A 23,222-nucleotide genomic window follows, 5' to 3' on the forward strand; every position below is an offset into this window, starting at 1 on the left:
GTGTATAAAGCTGTAAGCTGTATCTTCATGTTGACAGATTTAACGACTAAATTGCATACTTGTTCGAGTAATTTTTTTTTAAAGGAAGGTGTCAATGCATTGTTTTTGGTGTCGCGATTTCCAGGAGGATTGATCTGGCACTAGAATGCCCGTAATCAAAGTGCTTAGAGATAACAGTAATGTATACATTTTAGTGCTATGCCTCTCGATTTTGGTCTTGTCGCGTATCTTGTCCATTGAGGACGGATGTTCCGTTTCTCTTAATGGCATGACGTTACCGGATATATGCGCATTCAAGAATCTTTTCCATATAAATTGCCCCGGTTGTGGGTTGACAAGGAGCTTTATAAGCATTAGCAGGATGCGCCTGGATAAGGCTTGGCAATACAATCGGGCAGGGATAATCGTATATGTCTTCGTTATCTTGCAAATCCCGTACCGGTTGTATCTCGTGGCAAAAAATTCCAGGACAGGGAATCCACGGATCGATAAAATATTTAGAGTTTACCTGTATGTTATTTTCTGCTCGTTAATACTAAACTGGTTGACTGGTTTTTACCTACCCTCCCGGGTTAGTCCTCCAGAAATCCATACTCAACGCAGTTGGCACAGATAATCCCTGCGTCCTTGCAGCGTTTGTGCAACGGCAACATTGAAGGCATTCTTTTGGTGTAAGCCCGCACCAGGCGTCGTGCGTGTTGATACTGTGGGGAGTTCCACACCCTGCGAAACGTGCCGCGTGCACCAAAACAGTTATCGAAGTCCCAGCTCTTTTCGTAGACGCCACAACACGGCGCCACGGAGCCGTCCCAGTTGACAACGGAGGCGTCCCACAACCACTTGCAACTATGCTGCCTTGTCCTCGTACCGGGGGCTATCTCATATGCGTATCGACTGTAGGAGTTGTCCTGTGGCAGCCAGGAGGCGTCCTCGTTGAGGCGTGCGTACAGAGGCATCAACAGCTCCTTGCCCATGTGCGTCCGCAGCGGGGAAGGCGAAAACGCTATCCCATAGCCACGGGCAATCTGCCCTGCCGCCTCCACCTCGCCCTCGTTGTACCTGTTTACGAGAAACTGCCATATCAGTTGCGGAAACGGCTTTGAAGCCTCTCTGAAGGAAAGCAGCCTCTCAATGTTGGCCATCACCGTTGAGAAATTGCCACCGACGCGGTACTGTCCATAGCTGTCCTGGGTGGCCCCGTCAATGGACAGGACGATCAGGTCTACACCGGAGGCAACAATGTCCTTTGCGGTATTGTCGTTGAGACGGTTGAGATTGGTGCTGAAACCCACTATTGTGTTGTACCCCTTGGCATACCTGATCATTTCGGCAAGATGCCGGTTTAACAGCGGCTCTCCCCAGTTACACAGATACACGCCAAAGACATACGGGCCAACCTCATCCAGGAGCCTCTTATACGCATCCAGCACCATCATCCCCTTTGGTCTGCCCTGCGTGTCCTGCCACGTCGGACACAGCGCACAGCGCAGGTTGCAGTGGTTTGTCGGGTCGATGACCATGTAGATAGGGTAGCTTATCAACGAACTCCTCTGCAGAGATGCCTCCAGCGCATTTAATGCCAGATTGGCTACCTTCCTCCTGACATACCGCTTTCCGGCAAAGACGCTATCCACCAGGGAATGCGTTACAGGGGGCAGCTTGCTAACTATCAGCCGCCACAATGTCGTCCCGATTATTGACACAGTTGATGGTAGCATTTATATGTGACATAGCGCCATAGTTTTTTTGAGAGAACCAAACGCCGTGTTTACACAATTAAGAAAATCGTGATAATATATAACAGTAGTTTATCAGGACAGACTTAAAGATTATAAATCTCTTATTGGTGTAACATTAAAAAGACTTTATTAGGGAGTATTGTTATGAAGAACGTATCCATAGGGACAAAGACCTTAGTGCCAATCATATTAATAACATTTATAGGCATCATTGCGACGGTGGTCGTCACGGTGAAGTTATCAAAGCATCTCGTGATAAACGAGATACGAGATGGCGCCATCAGAGGATACAAGGATACCGTGTTAAATGCCCTCACTACAATGATGTTGGCAGGTAACATAAAAGAAAGTAAAAGGCCGTTTATCGAGCAGATGAACAACATAGTTAAGATAAAACTGCTCAGAACCGATGCCCTTGACAGAGACTACGGCAAGGGAAATGCGGATGAGTATGCCGCAGACTCCGTTGAACGAGATGTGATCACCACCGGCTCGGAGAAGGTTGTGATAGAGGGCGAGAACATACGTGGCGTTTATCCATACGTTGCAAGTAGGAACTTCATGGGTAAGGACTGTCTGGGCTGTCACAATGTACGTGAGGGAGAGGTATTGGGGGCTGTCAGCATTACTGTGTCAATGGCCAGGACACTGGGAAGTCTTAAGAAAATCGAGTACATATTTATAGCCCTGGGAGCGCTTGGACTGGTAAGTGTAATTCTTATTTTTACGTTTACGTTTAAGTTTACCCACCAGCCTCTTGTTGATTTGGCAAGGGACCTGGAGTTGATCGCATCTGGAGACTTGAAGGTTCGTTTTCAATACGACGCCCAGGACGAGGTAGGAAAGCTATCGCAGGGGCTTAACAATATGGTTACAAGTCTCAAGGACATTATAAGCGAGGTCAAGGATGCTGCCGATGCCATGTCAGATGCCAGCGGAAACCTTAAAAACAGCTCCGGTAAGATGTCAACCGACGTAATCAACCAGGCAGAACGCACCACCCAGATAGCCACTTCCATAGAAGAGATGTCCCAGACGGTCTCGGACATAGCAAAGAACATATCAGATATAGCGTTGTCGGCAAGCAGTACCGTGGAGATAGCACGCAAAGGCTCAAAGGTGGTAGGACAAACGGTAAATGAAGTAAAGATGATAGATGAAACGGTCAGGGAATCGGCCTCTTTGGTGGAATCCCTTGGCAACCGCTCAAACCAGATAGGTGACATCGTAAAGGTTATCAACGACATAGCGGATCAGACCAACCTCCTGGCCTTAAATGCGGCCATAGAGGCGGCCAGGGCAGGGGAACAGGGCAGAGGATTTGCCGTTGTTGCCGACGAAGTAAGAAAGCTCGCTGAAAAAACCTCAAAGGCTACAACCGAAATAAGCTCCATGATAACCACAATGCAGGGGGAGACCATCAAGGTCATTACCTCCATGCAGGGCAGTCTCCAGAGGGTCAGTGACGGTGTATCATATTCCATGCAAGCCGGTAAATCGCTGGAGGATATCTTATCCAGTGTTACCAGGCTCCAGGAGGTGTTGTCAAGCATTGCCTCTGCCACGGATGAGATGACTTCGGTTGCAGACAACGTCACCAGGGATATAGAAACAATAGCAACGAGTTCAAGGAATACCTCCGTGTGTACGGATGTTGTGTCACAGGCATCCTCGCATCTGGTGACGCTCTCAAAGCGCCTGCGGGATATCGTCAGTCAGTTCAGTGTTGGACGTAACCGCACTTCAAAGCTGTTAGAGTAGGGTTGCGCTATATTGCAGATTGGAGCGATTACGGGGCCGACACCCTTTGCCCTTTCTTTCAGACGCTTGATTTTTTAAACTTTCAGGTCCTTTTCTCCCAGGAACTTTATCAGGGAAGCGGCCAGGCCATCAATTGACCCCAGGTTGCCACCTACGACCATGGTATCGGGCACTATCTTCTTGTCACCCTTCATACGGAGTTCTTGAGCTGTTCTGCGGTGCCATACCAACCGCCCTGATTTCGGTACCCTTGGCCGGGGTGCATAAAAAAGTGGTGGCGGTTTTTTTTAGCCCTCACAAATGTTTTAGGAGGCCCCTCCCTTGTATTCCCTCCCACAAGGGGAGGGAAATTAAAATATGTCAAAGATACCAGCACAAATCCCCCTCCCTTTATGGGAGGGGTTAGGGGAGGGTTCTTTCTGCAAAGGTAGTAAGAGTTACCCATACAAAATGCTAAAGAATCACGTTTAGTCTATTGTATCACTAAAAGCATTGTCTGCGTCTGGACAATGGAGCAATATTGTCACGCATCTAAAGGATGCAGCCTGACGCCACCAAAAATTTATGCACCCACAAATTTACAATAGTTGACAGCAAAGGCAGGGTTGTAGTATAAAATAAGGTATCCTCTTTAAACAGCATGGTAGATTAACTTCATGGTTTAAAGACATGGATTCCTGCTCCCTTCTCTGTTCAAGCCAGAGCTTGCCCCTGGCTCGAACAGGGGGACATGTTTCGCAGGAATGACAGTTACAACCGTTTTCCAATTGTGTCATTCCTGGCTTGACCAGGAATCCAGGATGCGTAACAGCATAGTTACCATGAAATACAAAGAGGATACTAAAAAAAGCGTGACAAGTTTTTTTAGATAGCACAAGAGCATGCATTGTATAATGAAGGAGAGTCATATGATTGATGATTTAATCGACAGCTTTGAGGCTACGGTTACAAGAGCAAATAGCCATGAAGCAGGAAGGCCAAGGGTTCATACCACCATTATGGAGTCTGTTGATGTGGTATGGGGCTCAGACTTGCATGGGATGCAATATGATCCCCTTAAGGATATTTATATTCAGCAGGGAGTGAGGGAGTTTACGACCGTCTTGGGGATGATTGAGGCAATGAAAAATCGTTCGGTGGGCCTTGAAACGGGTTTTTTCAGAGGGGGGGCGCATCTGCTTTTCAGGGAATTCTTCGACAAATTTGTCTCGGTTGAACTCAATCCGGCACACCTTATAAAGTATCTTCAAAACAATGTCCTGGATGACAGATCGGAGTTGATAATTGGCCCCTCAGTTGCCCCGTCAACTCTCGATAAGGTAAGGGAAGTTACTAATGGAGAGCTGGATTTTATCATGCTCGACGGCGATCATAGCTACGAAGGGGTAAAGTCGGATTTCCTGGCCTACTGGCCAATGCTCAGGGACAATGGCATACTGGCAATCCATGATTCCAGTTGCCCTCATGTGCGTGTAATAAAAGACGTCTATCAATTTGTCCAGGAGCTTAAACAACTCCACTTTAACATTGACCTTGTTCACATCGATTACTGTGGAATTGCCATAATAAGGAAAGACGAACAAAACCGAAATATCAAACTACCGGAAAATAAATACATGACTTCACTTGATGCCCTACCCCCAAATGCCCGATTATGCCTCTATGGCTCCGGTAACTTTGGCCGTCGCATGAGAAACAATATTGCAATACAGAGAAAGGACATCGAGGTAAGGTTCTTCGCTGACAGCTTTAAGGATGGCCAGGAAGGCAACCTAAAGGTCATCAATGTCAACAACCTTAAAGAGCATATGGCCGAAATTGATATGGTACTGGTAACCTCGATGTACTCAAGGGATATTGAAACGATTCTGGGAAATCACGGTATCAGTAATTATAAGATAGCGATGTCTTTTTTATAGCAATTGTAAGAGTTCGGGGCTTTAGTATAAAAAATTTCACCTTGTTTCAGATTAGTTATTTTTTATATTTTATAATGATTTAAAAAATAAATAGTCGTTATGGTTACTTTGGTGGTTGAAATCGAAGGTATTGAAAATAGCGACACAATGGAGGTAATGATATCGCTACGGTGTATGGTAACATAGCGGGGCTTAAGAAGAAGACCGTATACGACCTTGAAAGGGTATACAGGAGGAAGGTTCCCGTGCGGGAGGTCATTTCGCAGGAGCTTGTGCGCTTTATAGCGGAGATTTCCTGGGAAATCAACCGTCAGATTGGAGTGCTTATTGCACGTGAGGGGATCATTACCCATGTCATCTGTGGTGATGCCTCGGGTTTGTTTCTGCCGGGGTTGAGCGACTATCCCCTGGGCAAGAAGCCTTTGCGGGGGCTGAGGTTTATCCACACGCACCTCAAAAACGAGCCACTCTCCGGAGACGACCTCACCGACCTGGCGCTGTTGCGGTTTGACTATCTGGGTGCCATTGGGTTACGCAACGGATTGCCCGACAAGTTCTATGGCGCATACCTGCTGCCCCACAATCCCGATAAGCTCTACGAGGTCTCCGAGCCTGTGGGGCTGCACAGCCTTGAGTTGGACTTCAGGGAATTCATTGACTCCCTTCAAGAGCAGATGCAGCGCCGGCGTGCCTTTTCCAAGGACGATGCAGAGGAAAGAGCGATCCTGATAAGCGTATCGCAGACGCCGCGCTATCAGCAGGAGGAGTCGCTCAACGAGCTTGAGGAGCTGGCCGTCTCGTGCAACGTGATGGTGCTGGATAAGGTGATCCAGCGGGCAAAGGAGATAAACCCGCGCTATCTCATAGGCACCGGCAAGGTCAGGGAGCTTGTCATCGATGCCCTGGGTAAGGGGGCGACGCTGTTGGTGTTTGACCAGGACCTGTCGCCGTCTCAGCGCAGGGCTGTAACCGACATCACCGAGCTTAAGGTAATAGATCGTTCGCAGTTGATCCTGGACATATTTGCCAGACGTGCGCACAGTGGGGATGGCAAGGTACAGGTTGAGTTGGCGCAACTCAAGTACAGGCTGCCTCATCTCACGGGCAAGGGCACGGCCATGTCGCGTCTGATGGGGGGTGTAGGTGGCCGTGGGCCGGGAGAGATGAAACTCGAAATTGACCGCAGGAGGGTCAGGGACAGGATAAACCTTCTGGAGCGTGAACTTGAAAAGCTCTCAATGGCAAGGCTTCAGCGAAAACGCAGGCGACTGAAGATGTCCCTGCCGATCCTCTCAATCATCGGCTACACCAACGCGGGCAAGTCAACCCTGCTCAACAACCTGACCAAGAGTGCCACGTTTGTCGAGGACAAGATGTTTGCCACCCTGGACACTGCCAGCAGACGCCTGCGATTTCCGCACGAGCGCGACGTCATAATCACGGACACCGTGGGTTTCATACGCGACCTGCCCCCGGACCTGATGGCGGCCTTTAAGGCCACGCTCGAAGAACTCGAGGACGCCGATGTCCTCATCCACGTCGTTGACATATCAAACCCCCGGTTTGAGGCGCACATGGACTCGGTGCGAAATATTCTTACGGAGCTTGAGCTTGCAGAAAAAACACAGTTGCTGGTATTTAACAAGACTGACAAGGTTGCCCCCGACGTGGTGGAAAACCTCCTGGTACGATACAACGCCGTGGCAATTTCGGCCATCGATCACGGCACCTTTGGCCCACTACTAAAAGCCATCCACGACAGTATCTTTATCGAAAACTGAGAGGGAGGGGGTGGGGCACGATTTTCCCGCAGCGGGTCGCACCCCCCACCGCCCCTTTCTTTCCCAAAGGCATCCACCACTTGCTTATGCACACGAAGGCTAAGGGCCAGGGCAATCGCATTAGAAAAAACTGTAGTTGTCGAACTTGATAAGCAATGGGGAAATTTATGGTCATCAGGAAATGCTTCTAATGAGGAAGCAGATAACATCACCGTAAACTTACCATTGGCTTCAAATATGTGACTATTTTCATCACAGAAATATTTACAGGAGGGTTTATTTTCTTTTTCCCCTTCTATCCCGATGACGACACTACGACGATGCCGATCCCGCAGTCAACGGCGGCTCTGACCTTTTCGTAAAATCCGCCCTCTTTGCCAGACTTTTTTGTCACAATGCAATCTATGCCATGCTGCCTTATCAGGGCAGTGTTTATTTCATACGAAAACGGCCCGTGCATGGCTATGATGTTCTGACTCTTTATGCCTGCATCAGAGCAACTTTTGAGGGACTGCTCAAACGGCAGAACCCGCACAAATACCTCTACCCCTTCCATTGCAAGGTAGTCCTTGAGGAAGCTCAAATCCTTGCTACCGGTGGTAAACAGCGGCCTCTTGAGAGAGAGCCTGACGATTGCATCCATCGCCTCAGCCAGGGACAACACCGTCACGAGTCTGTCGTATTCAAACTCGGTATCCATCCCCGTCTCCCTGATCTTTGAGACGTACTCGACGCCAAGCTCACAGCACACGGCCTGTGCCACGCTGGTTATAACGTGAGCGTAGGGATGCGTGCAGTCGATGACCTTGGTGATGCAGTGGGTTGTGATAAACCGCTTGAGTGAATCGTTTGTGAAGTTCTCAAGGATGACCCGCGAGCCAAACTTCTCCTTGAACAGCCGGTAGCCGTAATCCGTGGCCGTGGAGACGTAGTAGTTGAAGCCCTTTAAATCCAGCTCCCTGGCAACACTGATGCCCTCGGTCGTCCCGCCCAGGACGAGTACCACACCCTCGCCCGTGACATCTCCCACTGCCGAGAGGGCGTCCTCAAAGAGACACTCCCTTGCAATGGCTACCGTTATGCCATTAAACACTGTCCTTGGCAGGATGAGCTGTGTGTTTCTCCCGGCCAACATCGCACAGGGTTGCGCTATGCCATAGACGCCGATTGCCCTGAAGACCATCTCTGATCTGGATGTCGATGGATTATTGCGGTAGTACAGCTCAATGGCCTCCCTGGATATAAACACGCAGTCAAGCCCCAGGTCCGCCGCTGCAGCTATAAGCCCCTGCTCGTGACGCTTGACCCATGCACTGGCAATACACCGCAGGTCGCCGACCTTGATCCCGACGCTGATGCAGGCCCTGGTTATGGCATCGAGGATGTCCTCTCTTGAAACGCCGACCCGACAGCCAACGCCACACGTATAACGCCTGCACGCCTCAGATGCCGTCGTTATCACGGGTTGTGCCCCGGTAATCGAACCTACCAGTGCCGCCAGGGCATTTGCGCCTCCCTCATGCCCCGAAAGCGTGCTGATGGCAAACCGCCCCGCTTCATCCAACGTGACAACGGCAGGGTCTGTGTGTTTATCTCTTATCAGTGGGGCGATGACGCGGTTGACGATCCCCAGGGACATGATAAAGACAAAACCACTGTAGCGGTCAAATATATCCCGGATATGTACTGAGAGCGTCTCAAAGAACGTCAGTCTCAACGGCTCTGATCCTGTAGGGTAATTGGTCGTAGCAGTTCTTTTAAGGTGTATCTCCGCCCCCGTCTGCTCCGCTATGACTCCGGCCAGTCCCAGACATCGTTGGCTTATGCCAATGACGGCTATGCGATTGGCTTTATCAAGAGGACTATCTGCCGTGTCCATTCCCGTAACCCCTTGAGTTCGTCTATGTTGGTGATCTCCGTAACGTGCTCGTCCTCTAACGTGAGGTTCTCACAGACAAAGACCCTTCTGTTGTCCTGAAACAGACAAAGGGCATCCAGACGCAGCAGCAACTCTGAGGCGTTGTTTACCTTGTCGCAGAGGACGGCTGCCCTGTCTGCGGCAAGCACCTCATCAAGACCGCTAATCTCCCGTCCGTGGAAGGAGAAGACCCTAACGTTTGCCCAGGACTCCTTAACCCTGGCAAACCCCGTTTGGATGCTTGATACCCCGGGGATGATCTCCTTGATCGCATCCTTGCCAAAGAGGGCAATTATCTTCTGCGTCAGACTAAAGATGCCAGCATCTCCGGTGACCAACACACCGACCTCCTGTCCCTCGTGTTTTGCAATCAACTTGAGTATTTCGCTGATGCTGCTCTCTTCATAGATGCACTTACAAGCGGAGGTATCAACGGCGTTGAGTTGGAGTTGCATCCCGATGAGTATCTCACTGGCGCTTGCTTTGCGATGGGCCAGGAGTGTCATAAAATCCGGGCTGCCGGGGCCTGAGCTGATAACGGTTATCTTGTGCATTGTCACCGTCCTGCCAGACGACTGCCACGTTCAAAGCCAAACTCAACCACCAGTCTGGCTACCATCTCTGCCGCAAGGTCTGAAAATTCTGCTTGCCTGCTAAAGCCACTTGTCCTGATCACCTGTATGACCTCCTCAATTGTATCAACTTATGTTCCGCAAAAGCATGGTAAAATATCAGCCAGGTTTATTGTAGCATAATGGGAGGTAATTTGGGGGCCAGTCCCCTTGACCAATTTGTTCTGTTGGGGCACTTGATAAAAGCTGTGCAGTTATAGTATCCTTATCGTTAATCTGGATTGATAACACTGAATAAACAGATTTAAGATTGACACTATGCATACAACAAGAGACATAAGGCAGGGCACTACCCCGCTACCAAGGATATCGGTTATAACCCCAACTCTGAATCAGGGCAGATATATTGAACACACAATCCAGAGCGTCATTGCCCAGGGCTACCCCAACTTTGAGCATATAGTCATAGACGGCGGCTCCACCGACGACACCCTCGACATATTGAGGAAATACCCCCACCTGATATGGATATCAGAAAAAGACAACGGCCAGGCAGATGCCCTCAACAAGGGTGTTGCACGCTCAAGCGGCGACATCATAGCCTGGATCAACTCGGACGACTACTACTGCCCCAACGCCTTTCATACCATCGCCATGAAATTTGAGATGATGCCATACGCAAAGATAATAGTAGCACAGACGCTGTATCTTTTTGAAAGTACGATGGAGAGTTTCCTCTCCCGCAATCGGGAGCTTACCTTTGAGGATATGATCAGGTACTGGGACCATTGCGTCCCCCCGACACAGCCATCGGTTTTCTTCAAGACTGACGTCCTGAATGAAACCGGTCCCTTTGACACATCGCTGCACTACACAATGGATTTTGACATGTGGTTAAAGATGAGCCTCAAACACGTGTTCTATAGCATACCTGATGTCTTGGCGGTATACAGGTTTCATGATAAATCAAAAAGCGGCTTTGCGCAATGGTCAAACTTCTTCCCTGAGTACAGAGCCATCTACATGCGACACAAGAAGCACTCTGCCATACTTCCCGCCGGCCCCCTGGCAACAATCGTAATCCCCTTTGACCATGAAAAACTCAGGTCCTCCCAATACTACGTCAAAGAGGTTCAATATGTGCTTTCACAGTTGACCTGGCAAAAGCTCCATGACATCGAGGTCATGGTCATCACCGATACAGAGGCGGCACACACGCTCCTTGATCTTTGCAACGTACCATTTCCTGCACGCATTGTAAATGTACCCAAACTGGAAAACATCTCCTTTTACCGTGCTGTGACCGAAAACGCCGGAGGCTTTATTGTCCACTGTCTGTCCGTTGAGCTTGCCTTTGATATACAAGAGTTCTTCACAGCCCTGACCTATCTGCTGATGCATCAGGAAATTCCCATATACACTATCCCTCCTTACCACGTACTACCGGAGGGCAACCCTCTTGCAACAATGGGGATCGCAATGCCTGAGGCATCCGTGTTTGTCAGACGGGACATCCTGAAAACTTATAAGCGGTTGGAATTTCCACGATACGATGCCCCCATGATAACATTCATTGTATCCGTTACGGAAGAGCTATCGCCACTACTTTATCTTAGCCTGTTTTCGATCTACGAGCACTGTCTTGACTATTCCTGTGAGGTACGTATCCTGACGGGAAAGACCCATATCGCAGACTACATCCGCAGCATATGCAATGCCACCGTGTTTGAAAACGAAGCTGACGACAACCGCTTTGGTGTATTAAACGACATTGCAGGGTCTGCAACAGGCAGGTATTTGTTTTTTATGACCTCCAATATGGTGCTGACCAACACATCGGTATCCGAAATTATGAGGACATTTTTGGAGCACCCCGAGGCAGGCGTAGTGGGCAGTAAGACGGTATACCTCACGGAAATCATAGACAATGCCGGCTGTATACTGCTTGCCAACGGCTACAGGGTCAAGTATGGTTGGAGTAAGCCTCGGCAAGAGCTTAATTGTGCGTATCTCAGGGAAGTTGATTTCTTTCTCATGGCTTTTTTTGCCATACGCGGTAATGTCTTCAAGGGGGTCAATGGATTTAGTGCCCTGGAGTTTGGCGACTTGTGTGGTCAGGCAACTCTCCAGGAGGCCGACCTGTGTTTCAAGGTAAGAGGGCTTGGGTTTAACGTACTGTACCAGCCCGAGGCAGAGGTGTTTGACTACCACCCGTATGAATTAACCAAAGACGAAGGCGCCCTGAAAGAATACGGATTGAGGGATTTTATGCCTTTCAGAGAAAAATGGCATATGCAGCTTAAAGATAACCTATGCACCTTTGAAGCCTCACTGATTGAGCGTGCCAGTGTAAGTGGCAACAGGCCCTGGGTCTTATTGCTGTGTCACAGACTTCCCCTGGTGCAATCGTCTGAGGATGGTGTTGGCCTGCTGCTGCGTTGCTTCAGAGATGCCGGTTTTAACGTGGCTGTCCACACGGAGGAGGTTGACCCACTCCGGGAACACCGTTGGTTGACCAGAGCGGGTATCAAGGTCTTTTACAACGACCTGGATTTTTACGAATTCACAAGGGACAATGTCTTGCACTTTGATGCAGTCTGGCTTGAGGACCGCAGTATGGCCCTCCACAGGTCAACCATAATTCGCAGACTCTCAGGCGGCGTCCTGCTCATATACAATGCCTCTGCCATAACGTCAGATGAAGACGTCAGCGGGGCCTTACCGGACGAAACCAACTACTCTAACATCCAGCGAATACAAATAGCCCGCGATCGAATCATAGCTACAATGGTTGACGTTGTCTGCACGTGCAGCGATGCCTATGGAAAGTACCTCCTGGCCCTGAATCAAGACCTGGTGGTAAGACTCACCCCTCTTACCGTGGATGCCTCACTTGCTATGGAGGTACACACCCTGATAAAGACTGCTTTCGGCAGACACAGAATCACCGGACATACGGTCGGCGGTTTCAACGAAATCCTCGGCATGGAAAACGCAATAAAGGATATGGCCATCGTGGGACTCCAGGATATCGTTGACAAATGTGGGCAGCGTCCGCTATACATCTGGGGTGCCGGCGCCGGAGGCATACAGACCCGGCGTATGCTTGCATCAATGGGGGTCAATGCCGTGGCCTTCCTCGATAAATCCCCGCAAAAGCAGGCATCCACCGTTGACGGCTTGCCCGTGTACGACCCCGTTGTTGTCCTGAAAACGCTCACGCATAAACAACGTCCATATGTGGTCATAGGCTCTATATACGGCAGCGCCATTTCTGCCGACCTCGTTGAGATGGGATACGAAAACGAAAAGGACTTTGCCGTAAATTTACTCATATAAACGGCTCCGGCGTACGCAAGGATGAGGCGCTTATGGGGCAGGGTGGGGCGAGTGCCAGCGAAAAGGATTAGTTTTGAGAGGTTAGCTGTTTTATTTTAGTCCACAGTTCATTTATCTTGGTGTCGCTTTTTTTTAGTTTTTCCGACAGCACTGCCGCCAGGTTCTTGTATAGTTTGAGGCACAACTGTGGCTCAGACACCCTCAGTATGACCTCGCTGATGGCAATCATGGCACAGTCGGTTTCGGCAATCACGGTGGCAAACCGTGGCGAATTATCCATGATGGCCATCTCACCAAAACACTCTCCGGCCTTGAGTTCGGCAAGAAAGGTTGCCTCCTTGCTTTCGGGAAACACCTTTGTAACCTTTACCTTGCCTGAGATGATCACGTAGAGTTTTGTTCCAAGTGTGCCTTCCTTAAAGATAATGTCGCCCTTTTTGTAGGCCTTTTTGCTGCTGATGTTGAATATCTTCAGGAGTTCCTCAAAGGTGAAGTCCGAAAAAAACGTGTACTTTTGCTTCAGGGACTCAATGAGCTTGGTCTTGTCATAGCCGTGGACAGCGACAACGTCCTGCGTGCGCTCCATCTCCATCTGATTGAGGTAGACCTCCAGGGCATCGGCAAAATCGTTGACCGATTGGTACCTCACCGACTTGTCCTTCTCCAGCGCCTTGAGGATAAACCGGCTGATGTACTCGCTGACCTGCGGGTTTACGATGTGCGGTGGTATGGGGTTGACCGTGAGTATCTTGTCCATCAGGGCGGGCATGGATTCGGCAATAAAGGGTTTTTTGCCGGTCATAAACTCATAGGCAAGGGCCCCCAGGGAAAATACGTCCGTTTGCCTGTCCATCTCCCCGCCATTGATCTGCTCGGGCGACATGTAGGATGGAGTACCTATCAGGCCCTCCGAGGCATTGCCGGCCTGGGTGGCAAGCATGGCAATACCGAAGTCCATTATTTTGATCTGGAGATCGCTCAGAAGCATAATGTTGGCGGGCTTTATGTCCCTGTGGATGACACCGCGTTGGTGGGCATGGTGCAGGGTACGGGCAATCAGGACGAGTATTCTGATCTTATCCAGGGGATGTAGCTCACGGTTTTCAATAATGACGTCCTTGAGCGTAACACCCTCGACGTACTCAAGGACAAGGTAGTGTATGCCCTTTTCTTCGCCCACGTCGTAGATCAAGGCAATGTTTGGATGTGCCAGTCTCCCTGCTATCCGAGCCTCGTGGTAGAAGCGTTCGATGGCGTCGTTTGCCTTACCCCTGACCCCTATCTTGATTGTCTTTATGGCAACAATGCGTTCTATGATGGTATCGTGTCCCTTGTATACCATGCCCATAGCACCCTCGCCCAGTACGCCCAGTATCTCGTACCTGCCTATCCTTGTCCCTACCATAAGGTTATATTATAATGAAACACGACGAAAAATTAAAAGGCGTTCCTGTCCCCTCTTTATCTTTGTCGAGTGTTTTCTGTATAATGTATCTTTTAGCATGAAAGGAGTGGATGATGAGACACATTGGATTGGATGCGGGTTCGGTTAGTGTCAAGCTAGTTGCCTTCGATGAAAGTGCCAACATAGTTGACAGCGTCTACGAAAGACACCACGGACACCCATTAAGCGTCGCCTACAGACTGCTAAAAGGGTTTAACCTTGAGGACTCGGCTCTGTCAATAACCGGTTCGGCAGGCAAACTCATTGCCGAGGCACTTGGTGTAACCCACATCAACGAAATAGCGGCCTGTGCCTACGCCACAAGAAAACTATTGCCATCCGTCAGGACCATAATCGAAATGGGCGGGGAGGACTCTAAGTATATAATACTCCAGGACAGCGCAATCAAGGACTTTTCGATGAACTCCGTCTGTGCCGCGGGCACGGGGTCGTTCCTGGACCAACAGGCCGAGCGCATGAGACTCACCATTGAGCAGTTCAGCGAGCTGGCGGCCAAAAACAGTAAACCCGCACGCATTGCGGGCCGGTGCAGCGTCTTTGCAAAGTCCGACATGATACACCTTCAACAGATAGCAACCCCCGTAGAGGACATCGTGGCCGGTCTGTGTTTTGCCGTGGCGCGCAATTTTAAGGGCACCATCGTCAAGGGCAGACCCAGTGCGCCGGAGGTGTCGTTTCAGGGCGGGGTGGCATTAAACGTTGGCATGGTCAGGGCATTTAAGGAGATATTTGGCTTCGATAGCCTTATTGTCCCCGATAACTGTGCCCTCATGGGCGCCATCGGTGCTGCATTAAAGGACATTGACGCAGGAGTCCTGCACAGGGGCATTGACATTGAGACGTTGCAGGCATATATCGGCTCGCTCAAACACCTCGAAAAAGGACGAGCGCCACTTATACAGCAAGGAGACGACTTCCTGCAGAGGCACAACCCAGCCAATACCACACGTGCAGTGCATAAAATAAAATCCGGCGACAACGGTAACACCCCCAAGGTCAAGTCCTACATGGGCGTGGACATCGGCTCTATAAGCACCAACCTCGTTGTCATTGACGAGGAGGGCAACCTCCTGGCCAGAAAGTACCTCATGACCGCAGGCAGACCCATTGATGCCGTTATGACCGGACTACGTGAGATCGGCCAGGAAATAGGCCATGACATAGAGATAGTGGGTGTAGGCACCACAGGCTCCGGACGTTACATGATAGCCGATCTGATCGGGGCCGATATCGTAAAGAACGAAATCACGGCCCAGGCCGCCGGGGCACTGTCCATGGACAAGACGGTAGACACGATCTTTGAGATCGGCGGGCAGGACTCCAAATACATCGCCATAGAGGATGGCGTGATCGTTGACTTTGAGATGAACAAGGCATGTGCCGCGGGTACGGGATCGTTTCTGGAGGAACAGGCCGAAAAGTTAAACATCTCCATCAAGGAGGAGTTTGCCGGATGTTCGTTCTGTTCAACCTCTCCGTGCAGCCTTGGGGAGAGGTGCACCGTCTTTATGGAAAACTCCCTCATGGCCAACCTCCAGAAGGGCGCTCAGAAAGACGATGTCCTGGCCGGGCTGGCGTACTCAATCGTAGAGAACTACATAAATCGTGTAGTGGCAGGCAAGCGGGTCGGTAAGAACATATTCTTCCAGGGTGGTACGGCACACAACAAGGCCGTGGTTGCCGCTTTTGAGAAGTTTACGGGGCGCATGATCACCGTCCCCCCCAATCACGACGTCACCGGTGCTATCGGCATGGCGCTGATCGTCAGGGATTATCAGGCGGCAAGAGGTGCCGGTACCTCCGTCTTTAAGGGCTTTGGGATAATCGACCGGGCCATCAAGATTACGTCGTTTCAGTGCAAGGCCTGTTCAAACGTCTGTGAAATCAACCGCGTAAGTCTCCAAAATGAAAAGGGCCACCTCTTCTACGGTGGCAGGTGCGAGCGCTATGACATAAAAAAGGACAATGCCCACAACATAGAAGACCTGTTTGCGTTTAGGGAGACGTTCCTTCGCAGCTTCCATGACCCCGACAGGGCAAAGGGACGACCGGTGATTGGTATCCCGTATATATTTTTGATGCACGAGTATCTGCCATTCTGGAGCACGCTGCTCTATGCCCTGGGGTTTGACGTGGCACTCTCACCAAAGACCAACCGCCAGGTAGTCAATCTCGGTGTGGAGAGCGTGCTGTCGGAGTCGTGTTTTCCGGTCAAGGTGGCCCACGGACACATAAAGTACCTGATACAGGCGGGGGTTGATACGCTGTTGTTGCCCTCCTTCATCAACGTCAGCAACGGCACCGATGACTTCGCAAAGGGTTCACCCTGCCCCTACACCCAGACCATGCCGTATCTGGCCAGAGCGGCCTTTAATTCGGCCTCTGACGGACTCAGGGTGCTCAGTCCGGTGATCGACTTCAAGCGTGGCGATGGCTTCCTGGTCAACGAGCTTCAGAGTCACCTCAAGGACTACAGGCTGTCATCAACCAAGATCAGGGCCGCCATCAAAGAGGCCAGGGTGGCACAAGACAACTTTTACGCAAAACTCCGTCAAAAGGGCAAGGAGGTCATAGACGCCATTACCGAACGCAATATCGTCATAGTGGGCAGGGCGTATAACTCCTTTGATCCGGGCGTGAATTTACAGATACCACAGAAACTCGCCACCATCGGCGTTGCCTCTATCCCGATGGACATGCTCCCCACGGCTAATGTCGATATAAGCGACAGGTGGAGTGACATGTACTGGCGCAGCGGGCAGAGGATCATCAAAGCGGCACGATACATCAGGTCAAACCCCCTGCTGTATCCGATATACATTGGCAACTTTAATTGCGGCCCCGATTCATTTATACTTAAGTTCTTCAGGGACGAGCTTGGTGACAAGCCCTTCCTGCACATAGAGATCGACGAACACAGTGCCGATGCCGGAGCCATTACCCGGTGTGAGGCATTCTTGGACAGCATTGAAAACATGTGCCACAAGCAATCCCCACCGCCACCTAAAAGGCAGACCGACTCCCGCAATATCCCCATGTCGGAAACAACCGTCTACATCCCCTGGATGTCAGACCACTCCTATGCGATTGCGGCTGCCCTGCGGTACTCCGGTATTGCCGCCGAGGTGCTGCCACAGACGGATGCCGAGGCACTGTCTCTGGGCAAGAAACACCTCTCCGGTAAGGAGTGCTATCCCTGCGTTGTCACCACCGGGGATGTCATCAAAAAGGCCACCTCTGCGGACTTCGACCCCGAACGTTCGGTCTTTATGATGCCAGGCGGTACGGGGCCATGCAGGTTTGGACAGTACAACGTCCTGCAAAGGCTTATCTTGGACAAGCTCGGTCTGGACAACGTAAAGATATTCTCCCCCGTGCAAGACATCTCCTTCTACGATGACCTGGGCACAATGGGCAAGGACTTCTTTCCCCGCACCTGGCAAGGCATCGTTGCCATTGAGTTGCTGCTAAAATGCCTGCACGAAATCAGGCCACACGAAATACACAAGGGACAGGCACAGGCTCTCTATGACAGGTACCTGAAGCTGCTATACGAAACCCTGATGGGCAGCAATGGCGCCATGGAGGGCGTCCTGAAGCAGATGCGCAGGGACTTTGAGGCAATCCCCAGGGACGACCAAAAAAAACCGCTCATCGGCGTCATCGGTGAAATCTTTGTACGCTCAAACAGCTTCTCAAACGAGGACATCATAGCGAAGATAGAATCGCACGGAGCAAAGGTCTGGCTCGCACCCGTAGAGGAGTGGTTGTTCTACGTCAACTACATAGGGTTTAAACATGCCTTGATAAAAAGAGATTATTCTGCTATGATAGATAGCTTTGTAAAGAGGGCCTATAAAAAGAACGTCGAGATGAGATATCACAGATACTTTAAGGGATTCCTGCAGACGCTGCATGAGCCCGATACGCGTGCCATTATGGCCAAGGCGGCACCCTTGGTGGATGAGTCCTTTGAGGGAGAGACGGTCTTGAGCATCGGCAAGGCCATTGATCTGATAGAGCGCGGGGTTTCTGGCATTGTCAACGTGATGCCCTTTGGCTGCATGCCGGGGACGATTGTTACGGCGCTGATGCGTTCAATCAGCAAGGACTACGGTATCCCGTGTATCAGTGTACCTTACGACGGGACGGCCTCAAACATGACGGCGTTGCAGTTGGAGGCCTTCATAGAGCAGGCAAAGATGCAAGCCGCACTGGCAATAAAAGGCAGAGGATAGATGACACGGACTACTTTTAAAGGAGGTGATTAAGTGGGTAATGTAAAGAAATGGCGCAAGAAAAAGATGTCAAAGCACAAGCACAAGAAGCTGCGCAGGAAGATGAAGTTTTCGCGCAGGAGGAGATAGCAACGACAGGTTTCCTTAGCGATGATTAAAATAAAGTCGTTTAAAAGCGTGTAACAAGGATGCCGATAAAGGGCATCTTTGTGGTCAAGGATTGCTTTCCTTATTGTGTGTGGAGTAGGTAGGCTTGGTTGTTGTGTATCTTTATAATGCCAAGGTGTCCAACGATCTCATTTGAAGTGCGTCTGTTTAGCGCCTCGACGAAGTAGACAACATCACCGCTTTGTAGTTTTGGGCATCGCTTGTCTGATACCTTCAGGGGGTAGTATGGCAACGGTACGTAGTCCCTGTTGGGCTTGGATCGTAGGGGATACCAACAAACGGCGGAGCCGCCCTCCTTGTCTTTTTTTCTCTGTTCTTATCCTTTGAGATATTCCTTGAGGCGCTGTACGGCCATGGCGCGGTGGCTGATTGCATTTTTAACCTCTTGCCCCAGTTGGGCAAACGTCTGGGAGTAACCATCGGGGACAAAGACCGGGTCATAGCCAAAGCCAGAGTCCCCCATTGGTGCATCGATAATACTCCCGCGCACCTCGCCCTCAAAATAGATATCTACGCCACCTTCGATCAGACAGAGAACGGAGACAAACCTGGCGCCACGCCCAGAGGCAGGTACTCCGGTGAGCAACCTCAGAAGGTGTGCTATGTTGTCGGCATCCGAGGTCCCCTGCGACCCCGTGGGACTAGTCTGCTGCTGTAAGGCCGCAAACCGTGCCGAGTACACCCCCGGTGCCCCGGCAAGGGCCTCAACCTCCAGGCCGGAGTCCTCGGCTACAACACCGACGCCGGTTTTTTGATAGAGGTAGAAAGCCTTTTTGTAGGCGTTTTCATGATAGTTCGTACCATCCTCAAGCACGCCGGTGTCCGCCAGAAGTTCCCCCGGGGCAAAGAACGTGTATGGGGTCGCCTCAAACAACCGGTTTAACTCCCTGATCTTTCCCTTGTTGTTAGTTGCCAGATAGAGGTTCATTTTCCAACACCTGTCGTTGAATGTCTATTAGCTGCATGATGCCGGAGGCCGCCAGGTCAAGGAGTTCGTTGATGGTCTGTCGCGGAAACGGCATACCCTCGGCACAACCCTGGATTTCGACATACCGGTTAGATGCCGTCATTACGACGTTCATATCGACATCGGCATGCTTGTCCTCCTCATAGCAGAGGTCTAGCCTCAGTTGACCATCCACGACCCCAACACTGGTGGCCGCAAGATACTCCCTGAGCGGAAATCTGCGTATTATGCCATTTTTTTCGGCAAAGCGCAGGGCATCAACCATGCACACAAATGCCCCCGTGATGGATGCCGTGCGAGTACCGCCATCGGCTTGGATCACGTCGCAATCAATGAGGACAGTCCGTTCGCCCATCTGGGACATGTTCACCACGCTGCGCAGGGCACGACCTATCATGCGCTGAATTTCGTGGGTTCGTCCGCCGATCTTGCCCGTCTTGGCCTCCCGGGTTGAGCGTGATAGCGTGGAGCGTGGCAGCATCGAGTACTCTGCCGTTATCCACCCCCGCCCGGTGTCCTTCAAAAAGACCGGGACATTCTCCTCAATTGTGGCCGTACATATGACCTTGGTGTTACCCATCTCTATCAACACCGACCCCTCGGCATGCCCAATGAATCCACGTCGTATGGTTACAGGGCGCAACTGGTCTGCCTTTCTTGCATCCGGTCTCATCTTGTAAGTTATATATCCTCCTGATTCAATAATTGATACAGCGCCTGGCTCTCAAATGGCCATCTCTAACGAAGTCAACTCTATGCTGGTTATATCCTCTATCGGTTCGCCCAGAAACCTCCTGCCAACGGCGATAAACCTCTCAGGACTGTCGGTGACGTAGTATTTTCTGAAGGTATTTTTATTGTCCCTCTTTAAGAGGTTTAGGTCTTTGAGGATGTTTTTGACGTTTTTTGCCTTCTCTATTCCGGAGTCTATTAGGACGATACCTTCGCCCATGACCTTTGTGAGCACCCCCTTGAGCAGCGGATAGTGCGTGCATCCCAGAACGAGTGTGTCTATGCCTGAGCGTATAAGCCCATTGAGATACTTCCTGGCAACGGCTTCGGTTATTTCGTCGTTTAACCAGCCCTCCTCCACAAGCGGGACAAACAGCGGACAACACTGCTCGTAGACAACAACCCCACCGTTGTGACTGTGTATGGCGCGACGATAGGCCCCGCTCTTAATTGTAACCTCTGTGCCAATAACTCCGATGGTACCATTTCTTGTGGCGGTTACGGCCGCCTTGGCCCCGGGCTCAATCACCCCCAGGACGGGGATGTCAAGCGTGTTTCTTATGCTGTACAGGCTGATGGCAGATGAGGTGTTACAGGCGATTATCAGGAGCTTTACCCCCATTTCCATAAGATACATGCTGTTTTGCAGAGAGTACCTCTTGACCGTCTCCGGGGAACGTATGCCGTATGGGACCCTGGCCGTATCTCCCAGATAGATGGTGCTCTCCGCAGGCAACTGCCGGTGTAGCTCCCGCAAGACCGTAAGCCCCCCTATGCCGGAATCAAATATCCCTATAGGTCTGTCAGCCAGATTTGTGTGATCCATCTACAACGATCTCCTGTGTCACAATTCTTTTCAGCGGATATTTTAAATAGAAGTGTCCCCCAAGGCTTTCCGTTTCCGTGCTGTTTATAAGCACCTTTACATCGTCTGCATCCATGTTGCTGACAACCGTCTCATAGATGCTCCTTAGCAGCAGCAGCTCTGCCATGGCATCACCATGAAAGTTCCTCTGCAACTCGCCGGAGACATCCACGTAGAGTATTTTATCGATGCCGTAGTACAGGCCAAGCAGTTTTACATCGGAGGGGATGGCACTCCTGTTTGGTATGTTTTTACCGGCAAACAATTCAGTCAATGCCGCTTCTGATGTTTTTACGGCATCAAAGGTCTGTTTGCTCTTTATTATGATTTTTTTCAGGCTTGTCCCCTCCGGATAGAATACCTTTAACTCAATACTGTTATCGAGTATCTTATCCTGTTCGCCCCTAGCTACTATGTTTTGAGACAGGGTTTGCTGGTCATCATCCCGCCAGATAAAGAAATAATAGGCCACCGCACCTACACACAACAACAGAATCGGTACAACAATGATAAGGATGAACTTACCTTTGCGCATAGTTCACCAAAGCCTTAACAATTGCAGTTGCAAGGTAGTTGATAGTTTCGGCACTATATGGTTGTACTGCTGCAACGGGCAGCTCTATCATGACAGCGGGAGCCCTTATGGCAGAGAGCAGGGGCAGGGGGACCTCTACGTATGAGACGTCCAACTTTGTAAGCTCCCTTATTGCCTCCCCGGTAGCGTGTGCCAGCGCCCTGCTGCGTTCAATATAGGCACTCTGTGCCAGGGCAAGGTCGTACTTGATATCCTTTGAGGAAACATTGGCCGGTGTCTTGCTGATAAGGATGTTACAGTGTTTCTGATTTGTCAGGTGTATGCTAAAGAACACGTCCACCTTTGTCTTTCCGGCATCGGCAAATCTCTGTTCAAGGGACTGGTAGACGTCATCCTTTCTGAGCAGCAAGACCCGCTGGAGCTTGGGGGCAAGTTGCTTGTGCAGGTCGTTGGCAACAGAGAGGGTCAGGAGGCTTTCTTTAAACTGCTGCCCTATGATACCGGCATCGCTGCCACCGTGTCCTGCATCGAGCATCAGGACAAAGCTACGCAAGTCCTTTGTGCCAGGCTGCACGGAGGGGACAGGTTGCACGGAATCGGGTTGTTCCTTTTTTTGTTCGGGCACGTAGGCGTCTATCACCAGGCGTGGTGGAGAGGACAGGCGTATGGTCTTTATCCGTTGAAGGTTTCTTACGTTTAAAAAGAGACTGTCTTCCTTCTTGTATATCTTTACGGATGCCGGCACTGCCCCGCCCTTATAGTTGAATAGCTCGTTAAAGGATATTTTCACAAGACTGTAGGACTCCGAAACGGTTGACTGAGCTATCAATGACTCACTGTCAGACTCAAAGACAACCCGTACCATGCCGCCCTGCTCAAAACAATGCACCGTTATCGACGACTCGGCCGCTACAACCGCCGTATCTGCAAACATTACCACCAATATAAGTACTAAAACCCTGCTGCTTACCATGAGCATTTTACAGACAATATAATATGCATATCTGAGAAAGTTTTTCAATGATTTACATCCCACTGTACGCACAGGCATATGAAAGGTCTCTGAGGTTGCAGTTTGTCACCGACCTCACCCCCGTACCCTCTGACATGTAAAATTATCGGGTCAAGGTCGTTGCCGAGTGTCCCTCCGGGCACCGTTGCCTCTGCCACCAGATATTTGCACTGTCGGCATATCGGTCCTACTAAATCTTCAAGTACCATTG

At 50.5% G+C, this 23,222-nt stretch carries 17 protein-coding genes; 7 read left to right on the plus strand and 10 right to left on the minus strand.

Going from position 1 to position 23,222, the window contains the following annotated elements; all coding sequences use genetic code 11:
• Positions 1–268 precede the first annotated feature (268 nt).
• Positions 269–616, plus strand: coding sequence for a DUF2752 domain-containing protein (locus Mcas_RS19145; protein WP_162176260.1), 348 nt, complete (start codon positions 269–271; stop codon positions 614–616).
• Here Mcas_RS19145 and Mcas_RS05015 read toward each other — a convergent pair.
• Complete coding sequence (locus Mcas_RS05015) at positions 573–1,718, minus strand: radical SAM/SPASM domain-containing protein (RefSeq protein ID WP_081853623.1); 1,146 nt, start codon at positions 1,716–1,718, stop codon at positions 573–575. The genes Mcas_RS19145 and Mcas_RS05015 overlap by 44 nt on opposite strands.
• 165 nt (positions 1,719–1,883) lie before the next feature.
• Here Mcas_RS05015 and Mcas_RS05020 point away from each other — a divergent pair, with 165 nt between their 5' ends.
• From Mcas_RS05020 to hflX, 3 genes are all read left to right on the plus strand, one after another.
• On the plus strand, positions 1,884–3,500 hold the full coding sequence (locus Mcas_RS05020; RefSeq protein ID WP_040334428.1) for a methyl-accepting chemotaxis protein: 1,617 nt from the start codon (positions 1,884–1,886) through the stop codon (positions 3,498–3,500).
• A gap of 908 nt (positions 3,501–4,408) precedes the next feature.
• Positions 4,409–5,419 (plus strand): class I SAM-dependent methyltransferase, encoded by a 1,011-nt coding sequence (locus Mcas_RS05030; protein ID WP_040334430.1) that lies wholly within the window; start codon positions 4,409–4,411, stop codon positions 5,417–5,419.
• A 170-nt stretch (positions 5,420–5,589) separates the two neighbouring features.
• The gene (hflX, locus tag Mcas_RS05035; protein ID WP_052566874.1) at positions 5,590–7,200 is read left to right on the plus strand and encodes a GTPase HflX; all 1,611 of its coding nucleotides are present in this window, start codon (positions 5,590–5,592) and stop codon (positions 7,198–7,200) included.
• 295 nt (positions 7,201–7,495) lie between these two features.
• Here the strand turns inward: hflX and cobK are convergent, their stop codons facing one another.
• Both cobK and cbiE read right to left on the minus strand, forming a co-directional pair.
• The gene (cobK, locus tag Mcas_RS16295) at positions 7,496–9,079 is read right to left on the minus strand and encodes a precorrin-6A reductase (protein WP_052566875.1); all 1,584 of its coding nucleotides are present in this window, start codon (positions 9,077–9,079) and stop codon (positions 7,496–7,498) included.
• Positions 9,037–9,672 carry a precorrin-6y C5,15-methyltransferase (decarboxylating) subunit CbiE gene (gene cbiE, locus Mcas_RS05050; protein ID WP_040334431.1) on the minus strand — a complete coding sequence of 212 codons (636 nt, stop codon included), beginning with the start codon at positions 9,670–9,672 and terminating at the stop codon, positions 9,037–9,039. Before cbiE ends, cobK begins: the two co-directional genes overlap by 43 nt.
• Positions 9,673–10,008: 336 nt before the next feature.
• On the opposite strand from cbiE, the gene Mcas_RS16300 reads away from it, so the two are divergent.
• Positions 10,009–13,029 carry a glycosyltransferase gene (locus tag Mcas_RS16300; RefSeq protein ID WP_052566876.1) on the plus strand — a complete coding sequence of 1,007 codons (3,021 nt, stop codon included), beginning with the start codon at positions 10,009–10,011 and terminating at the stop codon, positions 13,027–13,029.
• 67 nt (positions 13,030–13,096) lie between these two features.
• On the opposite strand, the gene Mcas_RS16305 is transcribed toward Mcas_RS16300, so the two are convergent.
• Positions 13,097–14,434, minus strand: coding sequence for a serine/threonine-protein kinase (locus tag Mcas_RS16305; protein ID WP_052566877.1), 1,338 nt, complete (start codon positions 14,432–14,434; stop codon positions 13,097–13,099).
• 110 nt (positions 14,435–14,544) lie between these two features.
• On the opposite strand from Mcas_RS16305, the gene Mcas_RS05065 reads away from it, so the two are divergent.
• Positions 14,545–18,732: an acyl-CoA dehydratase activase gene (locus Mcas_RS05065; RefSeq protein WP_040334432.1), complete on the plus strand. Its 4,188-nt coding sequence runs from the start codon at positions 14,545–14,547 to the stop codon at positions 18,730–18,732.
• A gap of 33 nt (positions 18,733–18,765) precedes the next feature.
• On the plus strand, positions 18,766–18,861 hold the full coding sequence (locus Mcas_RS17415) for an AURKAIP1/COX24 domain-containing protein (RefSeq protein ID WP_081853625.1): 96 nt from the start codon (positions 18,766–18,768) through the stop codon (positions 18,859–18,861).
• 100 nt (positions 18,862–18,961) lie between these two features.
• Here the strand turns inward: Mcas_RS17415 and Mcas_RS18035 are convergent, their stop codons facing one another.
• The 6 genes from Mcas_RS18035 to Mcas_RS05090 form a co-directional block, all read right to left on the minus strand.
• Positions 18,962–19,132 carry a hypothetical protein gene (locus Mcas_RS18035; RefSeq protein ID WP_156033156.1) on the minus strand — a complete coding sequence of 57 codons (171 nt, stop codon included), beginning with the start codon at positions 19,130–19,132 and terminating at the stop codon, positions 18,962–18,964.
• An 84-nt stretch (positions 19,133–19,216) separates the two neighbouring features.
• Entirely contained in the window at positions 19,217–19,828 is a 612-nt protein-coding gene (gene rdgB, locus Mcas_RS05070) for an RdgB/HAM1 family non-canonical purine NTP pyrophosphatase (RefSeq protein WP_040334433.1), read from the minus strand.
• Complete coding sequence (rph, locus tag Mcas_RS05075) at positions 19,806–20,540, minus strand: ribonuclease PH (RefSeq protein ID WP_040334434.1); 735 nt, start codon at positions 20,538–20,540, stop codon at positions 19,806–19,808. Before rph ends, rdgB begins: the two co-directional genes overlap by 23 nt.
• 51 nt (positions 20,541–20,591) lie before the next feature.
• Positions 20,592–21,425: a glutamate racemase gene (gene murI, locus Mcas_RS05080; protein ID WP_040334435.1), complete on the minus strand. Its 834-nt coding sequence runs from the start codon at positions 21,423–21,425 to the stop codon at positions 20,592–20,594.
• On the minus strand, positions 21,403–21,999 hold the full coding sequence (locus Mcas_RS05085) for a GerMN domain-containing protein (protein ID WP_040334436.1): 597 nt from the start codon (positions 21,997–21,999) through the stop codon (positions 21,403–21,405). Before Mcas_RS05085 ends, murI begins: the two co-directional genes overlap by 23 nt.
• Positions 21,986–22,933, minus strand: a complete 948-nt coding sequence (locus tag Mcas_RS05090; RefSeq protein WP_162176261.1) for an N-acetylmuramoyl-L-alanine amidase family protein — start codon at positions 22,931–22,933, stop codon at positions 21,986–21,988. Before Mcas_RS05090 ends, Mcas_RS05085 begins: the two co-directional genes overlap by 14 nt.
• Positions 22,934–23,222: the final 289 nt, after the last annotated feature.

The sequence above is a fragment of the Candidatus Magnetobacterium casense genome, from assembly GCF_000714715.1.
Lineage (GTDB): Bacteria > Nitrospirota > Thermodesulfovibrionia > Thermodesulfovibrionales > Magnetobacteriaceae > Magnetobacterium > Magnetobacterium casense.

Coding starts and splice junctions, on each gene's coding strand:
- Mcas_RS19145 (WP_162176260.1), top strand. CDS start 269: ATGACGTTACCGGATATATGCGCATTCAAGAATCTTTTCCATATAAAT.
- Mcas_RS05015 (WP_081853623.1), bottom strand. CDS start 1,718: ATGCTACCATCAACTGTGTCAATAATCGGGACGACATTGTGGCGGCTG.
- Mcas_RS05020 (WP_040334428.1), top strand. CDS start 1,884: ATGAAGAACGTATCCATAGGGACAAAGACCTTAGTGCCAATCATATTA.
- Mcas_RS05030 (WP_040334430.1), top strand. CDS start 4,409: ATGATTGATGATTTAATCGACAGCTTTGAGGCTACGGTTACAAGAGCA.
- cobK (WP_052566875.1), bottom strand. CDS start 9,079: ATGGACACGGCAGATAGTCCTCTTGATAAAGCCAATCGCATAGCCGTC.
- cbiE (WP_040334431.1), bottom strand. CDS start 9,672: ATGCACAAGATAACCGTTATCAGCTCAGGCCCCGGCAGCCCGGATTTT.
- Mcas_RS16300 (WP_052566876.1), top strand. CDS start 10,009: ATGCATACAACAAGAGACATAAGGCAGGGCACTACCCCGCTACCAAGG.
- Mcas_RS16305 (WP_052566877.1), bottom strand. CDS start 14,434: ATGGTAGGGACAAGGATAGGCAGGTACGAGATACTGGGCGTACTGGGC.
- Mcas_RS05065 (WP_040334432.1), top strand. CDS start 14,545: ATGATGAGACACATTGGATTGGATGCGGGTTCGGTTAGTGTCAAGCTA.
- rdgB (WP_040334433.1), bottom strand. CDS start 19,828: ATGAACCTCTATCTGGCAACTAACAACAAGGGAAAGATCAGGGAGTTA.
- rph (WP_040334434.1), bottom strand. CDS start 20,540: ATGAGACCGGATGCAAGAAAGGCAGACCAGTTGCGCCCTGTAACCATA.
- murI (WP_040334435.1), bottom strand. CDS start 21,425: ATGGATCACACAAATCTGGCTGACAGACCTATAGGGATATTTGATTCC.
- Mcas_RS05085 (WP_040334436.1), bottom strand. CDS start 21,999: ATGCGCAAAGGTAAGTTCATCCTTATCATTGTTGTACCGATTCTGTTG.
- Mcas_RS05090 (WP_162176261.1), bottom strand. CDS start 22,933: ATGTTTGCAGATACGGCGGTTGTAGCGGCCGAGTCGTCGATAACGGTG.